13 protein-coding genes and 1 pseudogene are annotated in these 17,256 nt (G+C 71.7%); 5 read left to right on the top strand and 9 right to left on the bottom strand.

Annotated features, from left to right (window positions below):
- Positions 1-65 precede the first annotated feature (65 nt).
- On the top strand, positions 66-965 hold the full coding sequence (locus tag ABT095_RS18170) for an IS3 family transposase (RefSeq protein ID WP_350530426.1): 900 nt from the start codon (positions 66-68) through the stop codon (positions 963-965).
- A 34-nt stretch (positions 966-999) separates the two neighbouring features.
- Positions 1,000-1,212 (top strand): annotated as a pseudogene (locus ABT095_RS18165) (transposase); the annotation flags it as partial.
- On the opposite strand, the gene ABT095_RS18160 reads toward ABT095_RS18165, so the two are convergent.
- The 9 genes from ABT095_RS18160 to ABT095_RS18120 form a co-directional block, all read right to left on the bottom strand.
- On the bottom strand, positions 1,172-2,107 hold the full coding sequence (locus tag ABT095_RS18160) for a hypothetical protein (protein WP_350530425.1): 936 nt from the start codon (positions 2,105-2,107) through the stop codon (positions 1,172-1,174). The pseudogene ABT095_RS18165 and the gene ABT095_RS18160 sit on opposite strands and share 41 nt — an antisense overlap.
- A gap of 190 nt (positions 2,108-2,297) precedes the next feature.
- Positions 2,298-3,257: a C40 family peptidase gene (locus ABT095_RS18155; RefSeq protein ID WP_350530424.1), complete on the bottom strand. Its 960-nt coding sequence runs from the start codon at positions 3,255-3,257 to the stop codon at positions 2,298-2,300.
- A gap of 15 nt (positions 3,258-3,272) precedes the next feature.
- Positions 3,273-4,277 carry a replication-relaxation family protein gene (locus ABT095_RS18150; RefSeq protein WP_350530423.1) on the bottom strand — a complete coding sequence of 335 codons (1,005 nt, stop codon included), beginning with the start codon at positions 4,275-4,277 and terminating at the stop codon, positions 3,273-3,275.
- Between the two features lie 8 nt (positions 4,278-4,285).
- Entirely contained in the window at positions 4,286-6,715 is a 2,430-nt protein-coding gene (locus ABT095_RS18145; RefSeq protein ID WP_350530422.1) for a DUF8128 domain-containing protein, read from the bottom strand.
- Entirely contained in the window at positions 6,712-8,565 is a 1,854-nt protein-coding gene (locus tag ABT095_RS18140) for a VirB4 family type IV secretion system protein (RefSeq protein WP_350530421.1), read from the bottom strand. Before ABT095_RS18140 ends, ABT095_RS18145 begins: the two co-directional genes overlap by 4 nt.
- On the bottom strand, positions 8,562-9,524 hold the full coding sequence (locus ABT095_RS18135; protein WP_350530420.1) for a PrgI family protein: 963 nt from the start codon (positions 9,522-9,524) through the stop codon (positions 8,562-8,564). The genes ABT095_RS18140 and ABT095_RS18135 overlap by 4 nt, the downstream gene beginning before the upstream one ends.
- The gene (locus ABT095_RS18130; protein ID WP_350530419.1) at positions 9,521-11,128 is read right to left on the bottom strand and encodes a TrbL/VirB6 family protein; all 1,608 of its coding nucleotides are present in this window, start codon (positions 11,126-11,128) and stop codon (positions 9,521-9,523) included. The genes ABT095_RS18135 and ABT095_RS18130 overlap by 4 nt, the downstream gene beginning before the upstream one ends.
- A 320-nt stretch (positions 11,129-11,448) precedes the next feature.
- On the bottom strand, positions 11,449-11,826 hold the full coding sequence (locus ABT095_RS18125; RefSeq protein WP_350530418.1) for a pilin: 378 nt from the start codon (positions 11,824-11,826) through the stop codon (positions 11,449-11,451).
- Between the two features lie 281 nt (positions 11,827-12,107).
- Complete coding sequence (locus tag ABT095_RS18120) at positions 12,108-12,872, bottom strand: sigma-70 RNA polymerase sigma factor region 4 domain-containing protein (protein ID WP_350530417.1); 765 nt, start codon at positions 12,870-12,872, stop codon at positions 12,108-12,110.
- Positions 12,873-13,418: 546 nt separating this feature from the next.
- Between ABT095_RS18120 and ABT095_RS18115 the strand changes: the two genes are divergently transcribed.
- From ABT095_RS18115 to ABT095_RS18105, 3 genes are all read left to right on the top strand, one after another.
- Positions 13,419-14,123, top strand: coding sequence for a hypothetical protein (locus ABT095_RS18115; protein ID WP_350530416.1), 705 nt, complete (start codon positions 13,419-13,421; stop codon positions 14,121-14,123).
- Between the two features lie 62 nt (positions 14,124-14,185).
- Positions 14,186-15,196 (top strand): TRM11 family SAM-dependent methyltransferase, encoded by a 1,011-nt coding sequence (locus tag ABT095_RS18110; RefSeq protein ID WP_350530415.1) that lies wholly within the window; start codon positions 14,186-14,188, stop codon positions 15,194-15,196.
- A 1,299-nt stretch (positions 15,197-16,495) separates the two neighbouring features.
- Positions 16,496-17,245 (top strand): amidohydrolase family protein, encoded by a 750-nt coding sequence (locus ABT095_RS18105; RefSeq protein WP_350530414.1) that lies wholly within the window; start codon positions 16,496-16,498, stop codon positions 17,243-17,245.
- Positions 17,246-17,256 lie beyond the last annotated feature (11 nt).

Genomic DNA, 17,256 nt, shown 5'->3' with positions numbered 1-17,256 from the left:
GAGCTGGAGCTGGAGAAGGAGATCCTGCGGAAGGCAGCCCAGTATTTTGCCAAGGAGATGGGCCGATGACCGGCCGCTGGCGGTTCATCTCCGATCACCGAGGGCTGTACGGAGTGCAGCGGCTGTGCCGGGTGCTGGGCGTGTCCGCGTCCGGTTTCTACCGGTGGATCGCGGCGGCGGCCACCCGTTTGGCCCGGAAGACGGCCGACGACGACCTCGGCGCGCGGATCGAGGAGATCCACGGAGAGTCGAACGGCGCCTACGGCGTCCCCCGGATCACCCGGGAGCTGCGGGAGCGGCACGGGCCGGTGAACCACAAGCGGGTCGCCCGGCTGATGCGCGAGCGCGGGATCGCGGGTCGGCACCTGCGGCGTACCGTTCGCACGACGATCGCGGACCGGAACGTGCCGCCGGCCCCGGATCTGGTCGGGCGGGACTTCACCGCGTCGGCGCCGGATGTGCGCTGGTGCGGGGACATAACGTACCTGCCGGTCGGCGGGGCGTGGATGTACCTGGCGACGGTGATCGACATGCACTCGCGGCGGGTCGTGGGCTGGTCACTCGCGGAGCACATGCGCGCGGGCCTGGTCGTCGACGCGGTCAAGGCTGCGATCGCCGCCCGGGGCGGCGATGTGCGCGGGGTGATTTTTCACTCCGATCGCGGGGCGCAATATACCTCTAGGGCCTTCGCCGAGGTCTGCCGGGCGCACGGGATACGCCGGTCGATGGGCCGGGTCGGTTCGAGCTACGACAATGCGATGGCGGAGTCGTTCTTCGCCACGCTCAAGCGGGAACTGCTCTACGGTTCACGCTGGTTGAACCGGCCTCAGGCTCGTACGGCGGTGTTCGCGTGGATGGCCTGGTACAACCGCAAGCGGCGGCACTCCGCCCTCGGTTACCGCAGCCCGGTCGACTACGAGCGACAGCACGCCGCCAGCGTCACTAACCTGGAGCTGGTCACATAACTGGCGAGTGTCCACGAAATAGGGCAAAGCCCGCTCCACCAACCACCAGGTCGTCGTCGACGCCCACACCCGGCTCGTCGTCGCTGTCGGCAAACCCCTGCCGGGCAACCGCAACGACTGCAAGGCATGGGAGGAATCCGGCGCGAAGGCCGCCGTCGGCAGGACCACGACCATCGCCGACGGCGGCTATCCGGGCACCAACCTGGTCATCCCACACCGCCGGCCGCGCGGGGCGCGGCGTGATTGGTTACTTCGCCTGGACCTGGGGCCCTGGTTTCGTCGGACCCGAGTTTGTGCTGGTGGTCCTCATCCAGGATGGCCCAGATCTTGCGTACGAACGTGGGGCTGCGGTGCGCCCAGCGGGCGGTCTCACGCTGACTCAGGCCGTCGAGGCGACCACGCACGATTCGAGAACGTGCCTCTCGGGCATCGGCGGGGGGCTCGGTTACGGTGCAGTGGTCGCCGTGCTCACCCCCGTCGCCCACGGTGAACTCATCGGTGTCATCGGCGTCGACCTCATCGGCGTGTGCCGACGGCTGGGCGGGCACCACGGGTTGCTCAGGCGGCTCGAGGGTGCGCAGCTTTTCGGCTGCGGTGCGCACCGCGCTCCCGAGGTGTGCACCCCAGGTGGTCACCTCGGGCTGGTACGCAGGCCCGCGAGTGGGTACCTGCCGTTCCGATGACAAGTGGTGGCTGATGACGGCCGATGAGCGTTCCAGGTTGACGAGCTGGCGACGCCAGGCCGGTCCCGCCTCGCCGAGCACGAGCAGTAGGGCGGGGGCGATCAGGTGGACCGCGATGCCGACCGCGTCGCTTTGGAGGGCGGCGTTTCCGATGTTGACGAACACCGAGAACGCGCCGGTCAGCCAGCGGAAGGCCGAGGGCCAGCGTCCGCCCGCGGAGCCGAAGCGGGCGAGGGTGGCGTCGGCCTGGAGTGCCATGACGAAGGCGATGTCGATGCCGGCGGCGAGGACCCAGCCCGACCAGTGCCAGGGGGAGTGCGCACCGATGAACTGGGCTCCGGTCATGGCGGAGAAGGTGCACACCGCGCCGATCAGGACCCAGGTGCCGGCCGTGAGCATGCGGCCGGTACGGCGCAGTTCGGTACGGGTAGGCGGGGTGGTCGGGTACGCGCTGGTCATGGCCGGAGGCTCCTGAGGGTGCTCGGGTCGGGGACGGGTGCGCACCCTGGTGTCCGGGTGCGCACCGGCTGGGGTGTGGGTGGTCACCTGTCCCCCGACTGGGAGGACGCGCTGTTGTTTCTGACCGACGTTCACCGGCGGGGTTGATGCCTCGTGCGGGCCGGTGGTGAGCGGCACTTCCTGGTCGAGGTCATGGGGTTGGCCTTGTGGCGCCGAGGTAGTGGTCGCCGGGGTAGCGGTAGGCTGTCTCGGTGACGGATCTGCCGGTTCTGGGGGCGTTGATCATCCGCGCGTTGCCGGTGTAGAGGCCGACGTGGACGATGCGGGTGGGGTCGTCTCCGTAGAAGAGGAGGTCGCCCGGTAGGAGCGGCGCTCCGTCGGGGATCTTGGCGGTGGCGTTGTACTGGTCCTGTGCTACGCGCGGTAGGTGCAGTCCGGCGGCTGCGTAGGCGGCTTGGGTGAGGCCGGAGCAGTCGTAGCCGTGGCCGGGCTCGCCGGTGCCGCCCCATTCGTAGGGGATGCCGATCTTGGAGCGGGCGAATGTGATGGCGGTCGCGGCAGCGTGGTTGGGGGCGTTGACGGGGCCGGGCTGCTGGTTGGCGTTCTCGGCGTATTCGCGGGCCTGGGCGAGGACTTTGCTGACGTACCAGTCGGCGTGGTTGTAGGCGTAGATAGCGGCGTGCAGGTCGTGGGCGTCGCGCGCGCCGTTCGCGCAGAGCAGGCGGGTGGCGGCGTAGACGGCGTCGGGCGGGTCCCAGGGGGTGGGCGGGTTGGCGCCGCCGGGCGGGACCGGCAGTGCGTACTGGTTGAAGGTGTCGGGGAGGAACTGCATCGGCCCGATGGCCCCGGCGCTGGACACCTGGCTGGGGGCGCGGCCGTGGTCGGACTCGATCTTGCCGATGGCGGCGAGCACGGTCCACGGCAGGCCAGGGCAGGCCGGAGCTGCTTGCTGGTAGAGCATCAGCATCCGGGGCGGGATGTCGGCGAGGGCTTCGCCGCTGGGGGAGCCGTCGCCGGCGAGGAGGAAGCCGAAGAGCCCGCCGCCGGAGAGGGTGGAGACGACGGCGGTCGCGGCAGCCATGACGAGGGCCAGGAAGGCGAGGCAGCCCGCCCCGGCCCCGGTGGCGATCCGCGCGGGGGTGGACGCCACAGCGGCCTCGCCGGGTCAGTTCCCGCCCGGTGGGCGGGCGGTGGGCGCGGCGTGGGCCGGTGGGGTCGGTGCGGGGGCGGGGATGTGGCGCCGCCCGTCGTTGCGGTCGCCGGTGTCCTGGCCGGTGGTGACCGTGCCGGGGCGCTGGTGGACGGGCCAGGCGGCGGGCAGGTCGGCGAGGCGGGTGCGGGTGCCGGGGTGGGAGACGGGGAGCCATACGGGGTCGGCGGGGTGGTGATGGCCGGTTGCGGGGTGGTGTTGGTCGCGGCTGGTGGTGGCGACCGCGAGGTGTTCCAGGGCCGGATGGTTGGTGAGGCGGTCGTGGAGGTTGGTCTCGCGGGCCCTGCTGTGGAGGGTGAAGAGGATGAGGGGGCGGGTGTGGGTGGCGTTGGCGAGTTCGGCGTAGTCGTCGAGCTTTCCCGCGAGGCGGGTCAGGGCCTCGGTGCCGGTGTCGTACTCCAGGAAGAAGGAGAACTCGCCGTATGGGCCGGTGTAGTGGCCGTAGCCGTCGGGGTGGGCGAGGTCGGCCCACAGGTGTTCGCAGCGCCGTTCGGACCACCAGGTGGTGAGCTGTTCGCCGGGCCGGGTGGGGCGGGTGAGGTGGGTGAAGAAGGTGCGGGCGCCGAGGTCGTGGGCGAGGAAGGGGGAGAACATCGTTCGGGTGGCCTGGTCGGGGTGCCAGCCCAGCGCTGCGGGGGTGGTGGCGTAGCGGGCGGCGAGCAGGGCCGCGCCGGCCGGGCCGAGGACGTAGTGCTCGGGGGCGGATCCGGGTCGGTGGTGGGGGCGGAACGAGTGCAGGACACCGAGGCCGATCAGGGTGGCCAGTCGGCGGTTGACGGAGCGTCGGGAGGTGCCGAGCAGGTCGGTGAGGTGGCTGGAGGTCAGGACGGTGTGCTCCTGGAGCATCTCGAGGAGCCAGATGTCGCGGGGGGTCAGCCGCCGGGCGAGGGCCGCCAGTGCCGGCCTGTGGCGGTTGGAGGGGGTGGTGGCGCGCTGGCGGGGCGGAGCGGTGGGCTGCACGGGCGTTCTCACTTTCCGGGTGGAGGCGTGGGTCCGTAGGCGGCGCGGGAGGACTGCCTGATGGCGGTGGACCGCCCAGGGACGCGCGGGGGCAGCGGGGTGGTGCGCAGGGTGAAGGCGGGTGTGTTGGCGCTGGCGGTGACGAGGCGGGCGGCGGCTTGGTAGGCGCCGAGGTGGGAGAGGTCGTGGGCGGTCAGGTTGGGCGCCATGTGGCGTTCGAGTTCGCGGGCGTCTGTGGGGGAGGCGTTGAAGACGACCTTGTTGCGGGCGTTGGCGGAGATGCCTTCGCGCAGGTCGTGGGGGAGTTGGGCGAGGTGCTGGTGGGCGAGGACGAGGGAAAGGCGGTAGCCGCGGGCTTCGGCGAGCATGTCCTCCAGCGGGTACGGCAGCGTGAGGAAGTTCTGCGCTTCGTCGAGGTACATGGCGGCGTCGTGGCGGGTGTGTTCTCGGGTGCCGGCGCGGCGGGCGGCGGCCTGCCAGGTCTTGGCGACGACGAAGGAGCCGAGGAGGCGTGCGGTCTCCTCGCCGAGGACGCCCTTGGGGAGGCGGATGAGGGCGATGCCGCCGTCGAGGACGGTGTCGAGGTCGAAGGTGGAGGGGCCGGCGGCGATGGTGTTCTGGACGAACGGGCGCAGCAGGAACGCGCGGAGTTTGTTCATGAGTGGGCCGGTGGCGGCTGCGCGGGAGGGTTCGGAGAGCTGTTCGTACCAGTTCCAGAAGCCGCGCAGCACACGGTCGTTGACGCCCTGGGTGGTGCGGCGGCGGTAGGAGGGTTCGGTGAGCAGGCGGGGGATGTCGGCGAGGGTGACGGCGCCTCGGGTGGTGGTGGAGGTCATGAGGGTGAGGCAGGCGGCGCGCATGACGTCGTCGGTGCGCGGGCCCCAGAACGCGGTGAAGATGCGGCGGAAGATCCCGACGAGGTTGTCGACGACGACGTCGGCGTCCGGGCCTTCCAGGACGTTGAGCCGGGGCGGCATGGCGTGGTCGTCGGGGTCGATGAGGACGGTCCGGCCGAGCGCCGACTCCGGGAGCCTGGCGAGGAGGTCGTGGACGAGGTCGCCCTTGGGGTCGATGACGAGTGCGCCGCGCCGGGCTTCCGCGTCGGCGAGGATCATGTTGGCCATCAGGGTGGACTTGCCGGAGCCGGTGGCGCCGATGATGTGCAGGTGGTGACGGCCGTCGGCTACTGCCAGGCCGACGGGCCGGGGTACGCCGATGTCGGCGGTGCCGAGCGGCTTCGCCGTGGGCCCGGGTACGGGGATGGCTGTGGTGGGCAGGACGGAGCGGGCGCCGGCTCGTTGGACGCCGGGGGCGGCCGGGTCGAGGGGGAGGTGTGCGACGCCGGCGAGCTCGGCGATGGAGAGCAGGTCGCCGCGGCGGGGGAAGTGGCGTTCGGCGATGCGTCCGGCGGGGTCGCGGAGGCGGTGGCGGGTGTGGAAGTTGCGGCCGGAGTGGACGGCGAAGCTGGAGGCGACCGCGTGGGCGCGACCCCTGGCCCGGGCGCGAGCCGTATTGAGGGCTTCGCGGGCGGCTTCCTTCTCACGGCCGGGGTCGGCGGAGAGCTGCTGGACGGGGACGCTGACGGCGTAGCGGATGGCGGTTTCCCACTGGGGCCCGGCGGCTTTGGTGAGGGCGGCGCGCAGCTCGACGTTCTGCTCGGGGTCCTTGGCGGTGGGGGTGGCGCGGGAGGGCTGGTGGGTGAGCAGGTCGAACAGCCGCCCGGCCCGGGTGGGGCTGCCGGCGCCGGTCCGCAGTCGCCGCAGTTGGTGCTTGGCGCGCCGAACGCGCCGTCCGGTCGAGGGTCGGGCGAGGATGCTGACGGTGATCGTTTCGCCGTCTTGGAGGGCGAGTCCGGCGCCGAGCAGGGCGCGCAGCGGGTCGCTGTCGTGGTCGGTCCTGAGGGGCAGGGTCTCGGGGCGGGCCAGGCGCAGCGCGCCGCCGGTGACGAACAGGTCCTGCTTCGAGAGCGGGACCGCCGCGCGTTCGGTCCGGGTGTGGGCGCCGGGCCAGGCCGCCTCAACGGCCCGGCGCAACAGGGCCTGCGGCACCGAGGCGGGCGCCCAGAGTCTGACGGTGAGTCCGGCAGGGGTGAAGTGGTATTCGAACGCGAGGTGGGGCTGGCCGGTGAGCAGGCGCCGGTACCAGGGGCGGAGCAGTCCGACGAGGTGGCTCCACAGTGCTTCTGCGGCGGCGGGGTCGACGGTGGGTGGGGAGAGGATCGTGACCGCGATGCCGTCGGTGGTGAGCCGCCGCTGGCGTCGGTGGTGCACCGCGCATCGGGTCGTCGAGTAGGCGGCTGCTGACCCGGCTGCTGCTGGGATGAGGATCGGCCAGTCGGTGGTGCCGACGGAGATCACGGCATCGGTGATGGCCTGCCACCAGCTGTGCGGGTCGATGAGAACGTGGCTGAGCGGCCCGCCCGGAACGGGGGCGGTCACCCGTTCTCCTCAGGGCCGTTGAGGAACGCTGCGGGCAGATCGGCCACGGCGTATTGACTACTGGCCGGCTCTTCCTGGTCGTTTTGTCTGCCGTACGGCGCCGCAGTGCCTGTGAGCTCGGCGGGGTCGGTGGTGACGAGCTGATGCTCGACGTCGGAGGCGACGGTGGTGAACGCTGCCCGCTGGCCTGGTCCGCTGCAGAGCAGGGCTTCGCCTTTCGCCGCGGCGAGGAGGTAGGCGGCTTCCCCGGCGGAAAGGCGGAATGCGTCGGCGACAGCGTCGATGGCCTGCGGGGCTTGGCGGAGCAGGATCTGGGTGGCGGCGTTGGCGACGACGGCTTTGCCGAGGTCGGTGGCGAGAAGGTCGGCGGTGTCCTGGGTGACGACGGCGAGGCCGGCCCAGTGCTTGCGCGAGGACTTGGCCATCCGGTGCAGGAAGCGGGCGCCGTGCTCGTCGCGCATGAGCAGCCACGCCTCGTCGATGACGACCAGGCGGGGCCTGCGGTCGTGAGGGTCGGTGACGGTGCGCCAGATCTGGTCGAGGGTGAGCATGGTGGCAGCGGTCTTCAGCTCCTCGGGCACGTCGCGCAGCGAGTACACGGTGAGGTGCCCGCCGGGCTGCTGACTGGTGGGGCCGTCGAAGAGCTGGCTGTGGGTGCCGGTGGTGTACGGGGCGAGTCGGTCGGCGAGGAGCTTGCCAGCCGGATCGCTGTTCGTTTCGAGGGCGGCGGTGAGGTCGGCGAGCAACGGCGCCGGCCTGGTATGGGTGCGCGGGTCGAGCGTGATCCCGGCCTGCCGGTACGCCGTGAGGATCGCGGTGTCGAGCAGGGCCTTCTCGGAGGGGGAGGGTGTCTGGCCGAGCAGGACGGCGAGGAAGGAGTGCAGGAACAGGGCCCGGCGGGTGAGCTGGTCCACCGGGCCGTTGGCGGCCAGGTCGAGCGGGTTGATCCGCACGCCCGGTGCGCCGGGGCGGATGACGGTGCCGCCGACGGCGTCCGCGAGGCGGGTGTACTCCTCTTCGGGATCGATGACGAAGACCTGCACGCCTTGGTAGAGCAGGCGCAGTGCTTCGAGCTTGGTGAGGTAGGACTTGCCGGCTCCGGAGCGGGCGAGGGTGACGGAGTTGTGGTTGTCCTGGGCGAAGCGGTCCCACATCACCAGCCCGGAGGCTGCGGTGTTCAGTCCGTACAGCACCGCGCCCACCCCGTTCTCGGTGTCCGGGTCGGTGCTGGGCAGGTCGGGGGAGGAGAACGGGAAGCAGGTGGCCAGGGCTGTGGTGTCGAAGGTCCGGGAGGCCTGCAGCTGGTCGATGCCGAGCGGCAGGCAGGTGGTCCAGCCCTGCAGCGCGCGCCACGTGGCGCTCTGGCAGCGCAGCAGCATCGACTCGGCCAGTGCCCGGACGGCTGACAGCTCGTCGGCGAGTTCCTCCCGGCCGGCGGCGTAGAGGGTGAGGTAGAGACCGACGCGGAAGAGCTTTCCTTCGCCCCTCGCGACGCGCCAGGCGAGTTCCGCGGCGTCGGCCGCCGCGGCCTCGGTTTCCGGGTCTTCGAGTCGGCCGTGCTGGTGGCCGGTGCGGCGGGTGGCTTCCAGACGGGCGCGCTGCTTGCGCAGCCGGTCGGATGCGGTCTGTGTGGAGAGGGGCTCGATGTGCAGGGAGACGTCGAGGCGGCCGGGGTAGGCGAGCAGGGGATCGAGCCAGCCGGGGCCGACCTCGGCGGGGTAGCCGGTGACGATGAGGGTGGTCGTGAGCAGGTCGCCGACGGCGAGCACGCGCGGTTCGACCTGGACGGAGTCGGGGCCGAGCGCGAGGCTACCGCGGGTATCGGCGTTCAGGTGACGGGGGATCTTCACCAGGACTCTCCGGGAGTGGTCGCGGTCGTGACGGGGACGTGCGGCAGGGCGGGCAACGGGTGGGGCGGCGTGTCGGGCTCGCAGGCAGCGCTGAGCGCGGCGTAGGCGGCGGCTCCTCGCAGGGTCCGGACGGCGATCTCTGCGGCGGCGAGCAGCCCCGCGGTCTCGTCGCAGCGCCGGAGCGTTCGTCCTGCGGCGCCCGGGTCGGTGCTGTTATCCCGGTGCACGATCAGCACCTGGCGTTGCAGCAGCTCCTGCTGCTGGGCGAGGTCGGCGAGGAAGTCTGCGTGGGCGAGACAGGCCTGTTCCAGGAGCGGATGCGGCAGCGCGGGCGCGGCCTGTTCGAGGTCGGCGACGCGCGAGCCGATCTCCAGGCGGCGGGTGCGGACCAGGATCTGCACGGGGCCGCTGAGCGAGTTGAGCCAGCGGCCGAACGCCGAGACGAGTACCTGCTGCTCGGCCCCGGTGCGCAGGGCGAAGTTGACGGTACCGGCCTCGCCGATCGCAGCGGACCCGCCGGGCCCGAGATCCAGGCCGCCGTCCTCGTCGACGTCCGCGACCGGAAGACAGAGTCTTCCGACACTCTCCGCCGCCTGGCCGTCCAGAATCTCGGCCTGCCACGGCAGCACGTCCGCCAGGCCTCCGGTCGGGGTCAGGCGCTTGGGCGAGCGGTGGTGGCGAAGGGCCGCGAGCAGCCACCGGTCCAGGGGCAGGCCGTCGCGGCGGGTGAGGACCGCGAGCGTTGCCGCCGTTGCGAGGGGCAGGGCGCCGGCGGCGAAGAACAGCGGCGGCACCACGCTCCTGGTGGCGTTGTAGCCGAGCCACACGATCAGCAGGCCGGCGGCGAGCTGGACGGCCTGACGGGCGGTCAGGGGTCCGAGAACGGTGTCCTCCTTGTCGACGTCGGGGATCTTCACCATCGAGGTCCACGGCTCGTCGTCGCTCGGGCGGCTGCTCATCTCGGGCTCCTCTTTCGGCGGGTGCCGGGCGGGTGGTCGTCCAGCGGCGGGCGTAGGACGGCGGGTCTGGGGAGCGGGGGCGGGAGGTTGGCGCGAGCAGGGCGCAGGTTCGACGCCGCGTTGGGTCGCACGGCGGGCGGCGGTGGCACGGTCCGGCCGCTGCCACCCGTGCCGCCAGGAAGCGGCCGAGGCGGGCGCGTTCCGGGACTGACGGGGCCAGTTGGTGGTCCGCCGGTACCGGGGCGGTTGCCCGGGCCGCCGGGGTTCCCGGGCGGAAGACCCGGACCGGCGCCCGGGGTGGGCGGCGGGTTCGGCCCGCCCAGAGTGTTGCCGGGGGTGTGTCTGCGGGGGCGGCCCCACTGGTAGGCCGATGCAGTGTTCGCACCGCCGGGACCGCCGCCGGGGCCGGGTGCCGTGCCGGGGCCGCCGGTCGGCGGCGGTGGGGCCCCACCGCCGGGGCCCGGGCCGGGCCTGCCCCCGCCCGCTCCCGCGCCTGGGCCGCCCGGCCCCCTGGCCGGCCCCGGGCCGCCGAGTCCCGGGCCGCCGAGTCCCGCTCCGCCGGGACCGCCTCGTCCCGGCCGTCTTCCTCCCGCACCGGTCGCTGCCGTCGCGGTCCTCGCCGTCCTGGCAGCCCTGGTGGCGCCTCTGCCGATGCCCAATCCGGTGGCGAGTCTGGCGCCGAAGGCGTACGGGCCGAGCGGCATACCGAGGGCGCCGAGGGCGACTTTGCGCAGGATCCGCAGACCGGGAACCTTGGGCCCGCCCGTGCCGCCGGTGATGGTCCGGGCAGGGGTGGTGACGATGCGTCGGATCCAGGAGGGGATCTTGATGAGGAGGTAGAGGGTGCAGCAGAGCAGCATGAGGTTGATGAGCTGAGTGCTGGAGCCGAGGATGACCAGGCCGTAGTTGTTCGGGTCGAGGAGGGCTTTGACGCAGACGAGGAAGGCGATGGCCTGGGCGATCTCGGTGCCCAGACAGCCGAGGTACGCGCGCCACCACAGGCGGGCGACGCCGTCGCTGAGCGGGTGGGCGTGGCAGGCGAGCATCAGCGCGGAGGCGACGGTGAGCAGGATGATCGCGGCGGTCCGCACCAGCACGGTGACCAGCAGGACGGCGCCGAGCGTGAGAGCGACGAGCTGGATCACCAGGATGTACAGGGGCGCTTCGCCGGTCAGTTGGGCGAGGAGCAGGCCGATCAGGGTGCCGGCGACGTCGTCCGCGCTGACGCCGTCCCCGAAGATCGCCGCCGCGACGGCGTTGGTCAGGTCGAGCAGGGTGGTGCAGATCGTCAGGGAGAGGTTGGAGGCGGCGATGCCCAGGACCAGCCTGGGCAGGAGGTCCTGGGCGCCCCAGCGTTGCTGGACGCTGCCGTGGGTCATGGTGGTGATCCCGGCGGCGAGGACGAACAGGCCGTAGCCGGCGACCGCGATGACCCGCATCGCCTCCCACAATTCCCGGATCCGGGAGGAGGAGGCGGGGTCGGGGGTGGTGAGCAGGGCGCGGACCACGGAGTTGATGAGCGGGTTGACGAGCGGTCGGATCAGGTCGGCGAGCCAGCCGGTGATGGCCTGGCGGATCTGCCCGGGGACGTCCCAGAACGACACCGATTCCCCGCCGCCACCACCTGGCCCGCCGTCAGGAGGCGCAGTTGGCGCGGGTCCGGGGGACGGCGCTGGCGTGGGAGTCGGCCGGGGCTTCTCGTTGACCGACGGGGTCGGAGTCAGGCCGGGTGTCGGTTCGAGCGTGCTCGTGGGCGGAGAGGGTACGGGCGCGGCCGGGGTCGCACCGGGCGCCGGCTGCGGCCCGCCGGGGTCGGCGTGGGCCCGAACCTGCGAGCAGGCCAGCACCACGGCGAGCATCACGAGCGTGGCACCGGCCACCACCGCCCACGCCCACCAGGGTCTTCTCGGGAATTGACGTGGCGTCACCTGGCGCCGACCAGGCCCTTGAGGATGTCGAGGATGACGGGGGCGAGGATCGCGATCATGTAGCCGATACCCGCGGACTTGATCGCGCCCTTCGCCTTCTCGACCTCGCCAGGGTCGCCCGCGGCCATGAGGTAGCGCAGGCCGCCGATGGTCAGGAACGTGGTGGCGATCGCCGCGACGATCCCCACGATCCACGCGGTGATGTTCGCGAACACCTGGTCGATCGTCGCCGGACCGGCAAGCCGGGCCGGGGCGGCGGAGGCGACGTGCGCGGTGAGGATGAGCAGCAGCACGATCGCTGCGAGCACCGCGGGCAGGGCGTAGGGGGAGCGGGGCGGGCGGCGCGGCCTGCGCCCGGGGTGGTTGCTCGGCATGGCACTCCTGACTGGCAGGACGGGGAGCGGGCGAGGGGAGTGGGAAGCCGCGTGTCCGGCGGCGGGGTGAGAGGGCGCCACCGGGGGCGGGTGCGCGCGTGGAGGGTCCGTGGGCCATCACCTCCCTCGCGGGAATCGGTGGCGAACGGGTGCAGCGGTGTCAGCGTCTGCGGCGGATCCCTCGGCGCCACCGCCGGTGCTGGCCGGTGGCGCCCTCTCACTGTCTAAAACCGTGATCGGACGGCGTGTCTAACGCCCAATCAGAAAAATCGCGGGAATTGTCAGCCGTTCAGGAGGCCCGCCCTCACCGCCTTGACCAGCCGCATCTCGGCCCGGTGGCGGCGCATCCCCATCGCCTCCACCGTCACGCCCGCCCGCTCGGCAAGCTCCCGCACCGAGACGCCCTCGAGGCGGGTGCGGGCGATCAGCTCCGCCTGCTCACGGCCCAGCAGCCCGCGCTCGACCGCCCGCTCCAGCACCTCATCGGGACAGCCGACAGGGACGCCCTCCTGCTCGGGCTGCTCGCCGAGGTCGGCCCGCACCTCGGCGTGGCGAAGCTGCTCCGTCCGGTAGGCGCGGGCGGCCCGGTCCGCGGCCCAGCACAGACTCGCCGGGATCCGGCCGGGGTCCGCCAGGGTGTCCAGGCGCGAGCGAAGGTCGACCGCCGCCTCCCAGAAGCCGGCCAGGGCCGCCTGCTGCACGTCGGTCTGCGACAGCTCGGGCGCCTCGCGACGCAGCCGGGCGGCGGTGCGCCACAGCCCGGAAAGCGCCATCGCGCACAGCACGGTGGGCCACTCCTCACCGCGCCACCCGGGCGTCTGGGTCAGGCCGAGCAGGCGCACCCAGATCGCCCCGCGCGCCTGGTAGCCGACCGAGGGGTGCAGCAGCAGCGCCCGCAGGCACGCCATGTCCAGCGGGTGCCGGGGCAGAGCGGCATCCAGGTCCCCGACCACGAGGGTCAGCGGACGGGGCCGCTCCACGAGGCGGCGCAGCTCCTCCTCCAGGGCCCGCAGCGGCTCCATACGGGCGGTGGTGTTCTCACGCATGACGGTTCTTCCCTTCGGCGATGACGGCGGGCTTTTCGCCGTCTGCGCCGAGTCCGCCAGGACCGCTGGGGACCATCCGGGGCCCGGCCGGGCAGGCCGTGGGCAAGCCCTGGGGACCAGCTGGGGGAGCAGTGGTCTCCGGGACCGTGGAGACAGTCCCGCTGCGTCCCCAATCCGGCCGTGACCAGCACGAATGTGCCGAACGCGGCTGGGGGTGCGCTGGGGGAGGCGGTGGTGGAGAAACTCCCGGAAATTCTTTGGACGGCCCCCTTGCGAGGCCCTCTTTACGGCCTGCGGGGAAAGCACGAAGGGACGCGCGGCGCGTACCGGGCAGCGGTATGACTTATCCGCGATCGGATGGACGGTGCGTTAGAAAACGGCCCAAAATCCGGTTTGTAGAGGTGTCAGCGTCAGGCGGCGGCCGTCGGGCCAACCCGCATGAACCAGCCCACCCGCCCCACCGCAACCCCGCCCCAGCCCGGCCTCCCGGGAACCCGCCGGGATGCCGACCAGCGGCCGCGCACCCCGCGTTCCAACCCCACTGGCGTGCCCCTGTCGGTGTGGCTGAGCGAACCGCTCGCCGGCTGCTGCCCCATCTGCGAAACCCCCATCGGCGCGGCCTGTGCCCACCGCCTCCCGCCCGGCCTGGCCAAGCAGATCGTCGAGGCGTTCACCGCCCGAGGCGACCTCGTGTACGTCCCCGAGGCCGGCAACGCCGCCTGCCTGACCGCCGCCGTCCAGACCGGCCGCAAGGTCCTCGCCTATGCCCCCACCCACCAGGCCGCCACCCTCGCCTACGACACCCTGCACACCCACGCCGTCCAGGTCGCCTCCCTCGCCGTCCTGCGACGAGGCGCCCCCGGCAACCTCCCGCCCGCCGCCGACCGGCACAGCGGCCAAGCGCAACTGGCCATCGCCGCGCCCCACGCCTTCGCCACCCCAGCCCAGCTCGCCGCGCTGACCGAGTCCTGCGCCTGGGCGCTGAAGCCCGACGGAGTGCTGGTCATCACCACCCGCCAGAGCACCGGACAGGACACCGCCGGACACCTCGTCGCCCACGCCCAGGCCGCCGGCCTGGTCTACCTGCAGCACATCGCCGCCGTCGAAGCCACCGTCACCGACGGCCATCTCGCACCCGCAGTCCCCGGCCGCGTCCAGCACCGCCGGGACTGCGTCTGCCACCACTCCCAGTCCATCCCGGGCCGTCACGCCTTGATCCACAACGACCTGCTCGTCTTGGTCAAGCCGTGAACGACCACGTGGGTTCAGGCAGTTCACAGCCCCCCAGCCGCACCGACCGCGAGGAGCCGATCATGACCACCAGCCCGTACGAGACAGCCCCCCAGGCGCAGGTCTGCACCGCCGGACCGCCCACGCCCCGCGTGCCCGTCGGCACCGTCGCTCCCGTGACCCTGGCCTGCCTGCCGACCTCGGTGTGGGTCACCGCGCAGAAGGACGCCCGCAACCAGCGCCGCGACCACTACACCCCCGAATCGGCCGCGCACCCCGCCAAGATGCTCCCCGCCATCGCCGCCCACGCCATCGCCACCTATACCACCCCTGGCCAGCTCGTCCTGGACCCGATGTGCGGCATCGGCACCACCCTGGTCGAGGCGGTGCACCTCGGCCGCGACGCCATCGGCGTCGAACTCGAAGGCCGCTGGACAGCCGTCGCCAAGGCGAACCTCAACCAAGCCCGAACGAGCGGGGCCACCGGCCGCGCCACGGTCCACACCGGAGACGCCCGCACCGCGCACACCGTCATCGGCGAGGAGCACCACGGCCGCGCCCAGCTCCTGCTCACCTCGCCGCCCTACGGCGCCTCCGTCCACGGCCAGGTCCGCGCCACCCGCGAGACCGGCCGACGCGGCATCGGCAAGTTCGACACCACCTACGGCAACAACCCCGCCAACCTCGCCCACGCCCCCACCGACGACCTCCTGGAGGCCTTCACCACCATCCTCACCAACTGCCTGCCGCTGCTCGCCCCGGGAGGTACGGTCGCGGTGACCGCGCGGCCCTGGCGTCATCACGGCGAACTCGTCGACCTGCCCGCCGCCGTCATCGCCGCCGGACAGGCGGCCGGACTCGTTCCGGTCGAGCGGTGCGTCGCGCTCCTCGCCGGCCTGCGAGACGACCGGCTGGTCGCCCGCCCCTCCTTCTTCCAGCTGAAGAACGTACGTGCCGCGAGGGCGGCTGGCGTGCCGATGCACCTGATCGTCCACGAGGACGTCCTGGTGTTCACCAAGCCGCAGACCCCGCAGCTCCCGGCGCAGATGACGGGCCTTCAGGGAGGTCCGAGCAGCCGGGCAGCGGCTACGTGACTTCCACCATGCTCTGTGGGCAGGCCGCGGCCTGCCCACAGTGGCCTCCTGCACCCCGCCCGCTTGCGGCTCCTCGGATACGTGATTGCCCCTCACCAGGCAGCCACGTGTCGAGACTCCTCGTCACTCGAATTGAAGGCGAGCCCGAATGAGCGATGTACATCTTCGGCAGGCCGGATTGGCCAGGCCTACCCAGCCTGCATCAGACCGGTCTGCTTGGGGTGCTGTGGATTTGGGTGACGGGCGCCTGGGCGTAGTAGTGGGAATGTTTAGAGCCGGGTCGATATTCGGGGCTGTTCCAGTTTTTGCGGACGCATGGCGCGTAACTGTTGGCGACGCATCGCTTGCAAGCGCTGTGTCCCGCATCCTGGGAGGCCGTCCGCGATGCTGGGAGCCGCCGCATCGGGGTAGCTGGGAGATCCTCACTCGCGCGAAAGGTGTGGATGTGGTCGTAGATCACTGTGGCGACCTTATGGCCGAGATGCGGATGCCGGACGCCTCTGGCGGATTTACCGAGGATGGTCGCTTCTGGCTGGCAGATGGGGTGCGGAGTCCCATATATGGGGCGGGCGTAGGGGGATATCGCAGGCGAGTAGAAGGCTCCCTTCTGAAATCTGCGCCGAGGCCTCACATTGCTGTTGTCTTTGGGTTGCTGAGTGATCCTGGGCTGGGAAGATTCGGTTTTATCTCCTCGGCGTGGTCGCTTATGCCCGCCGTGAGCGAATTGAGTCGCCGGCTCTCGTCGCGGGAAGGCAGTGTAGTTATTCGTCTCTCCCTGGCCCAAGGGGCACTGGCGGCCCCTCATGGTCGGGCAATTGCCTCGTACATCGCTCCCAGGATCCATATTCTGGATGGGATATGACCCTTGGTCAGGTCAGGTGTTGCCCGACGTGCGCTGAGCCTGGGTTCACCGTGAAGTCGTCAGCAGTGTGAGGGGCTCCAGGAGCGGAGCTTTGGCGTCGCCGATGCCCAATGTGTGTCACGGGCTCCTGCGGCGCGGGCCTGCAGGTCGATCGCCGCCACGCCGTCCGGGATACCGAGCATCAGCGGGTTGCCGATGAGCGCCATCGACCAGATTTCCGAACCCAGTCGTAGGTCTTGCGCTTCGCCCCCTTGCATAGGCTCCGTACCCGGATGAGCCCGTCGGACCACGCCGCGCAGACCAGAGGGCCTGCCATGGTCGAGCTGACGGCCACCGCGGTCACTGGGCAGGTGCGCCGGTCGGACGGTTCGGCCATCGGATCAGAGTGAGGGCCCCAGAATCGTCTAGCGTTACGTCAGCGCTTCCTAGCTGCGCGTATGGGACGTGAGGTTCTGGATGGACGGCGGCATCGAAGCCAGCGTCCTGGAGACGCTATACTGCTCGGCCCCGGTTGCGCCAGCCAACTCGCCTGGGAATATTACGAGTTAGAGGAGGCCGTCTTTTCAGCGGTCTGGCGCTGCTGGCGGATGGATATCCACGCCTACGGCGACCGCGGCGGCCGTTCCCCCGCTCGACCTGTACGAGCGCGTGCAGCGCCGCACCTCCGGCCTGCCCTACGGTGCCCTGGCGATGGAGCACGGCGGGCTCGCGGACCGGGCCCAGCGCCGCCGGGCCGTCCACCTGGGCATCCCGGACACATCCAGCAGCCGCTGCTCCACGACGCTGCCGCGATCCAGACCGAGTACTGGGGCGGCGAACGAGTGACCGCCCTCTTGGCCACCCGGGCCTGGCTCGACGCGGGTTCTGACATCTCGGCCGGCTCCGACTACCCCGTCGGCAGCTACGGCGCCGCCCACTTCCTCCACGGCCTGACCACCCGCTCGACCGTCGCCGGCGTCCTCGGCCCGGGCCAGGTCACCACTCGTGCCGAAGCCGTCCACCTCCACACCGCCGCCGCGGCTCGCCTCACCACTGAGGCTCACCTCCGCGGTTTGCTCACCCCGGGCCGCCTCGCCGACCTCACCGCCTGGCCCGAAAACCCGTTCACCAGCCCAGCCCTCGACGCCCTCCTTCCCAGCCACACCCTGCTCGGCGACACCATGGTCCACGGGCCCGAGGTGGAGTAGCAGTCACATCC

Origin of the sequence: Kitasatospora sp. NPDC002227 (assembly GCF_040296285.1) — a bacterium.
GTDB lineage: Bacteria > Actinomycetota > Actinomycetes > Streptomycetales > Streptomycetaceae > Kitasatospora.
Note: the sequence above shows the minus strand (reverse complement) of the source record. Positions and strands in the feature narration are given on the sequence as shown.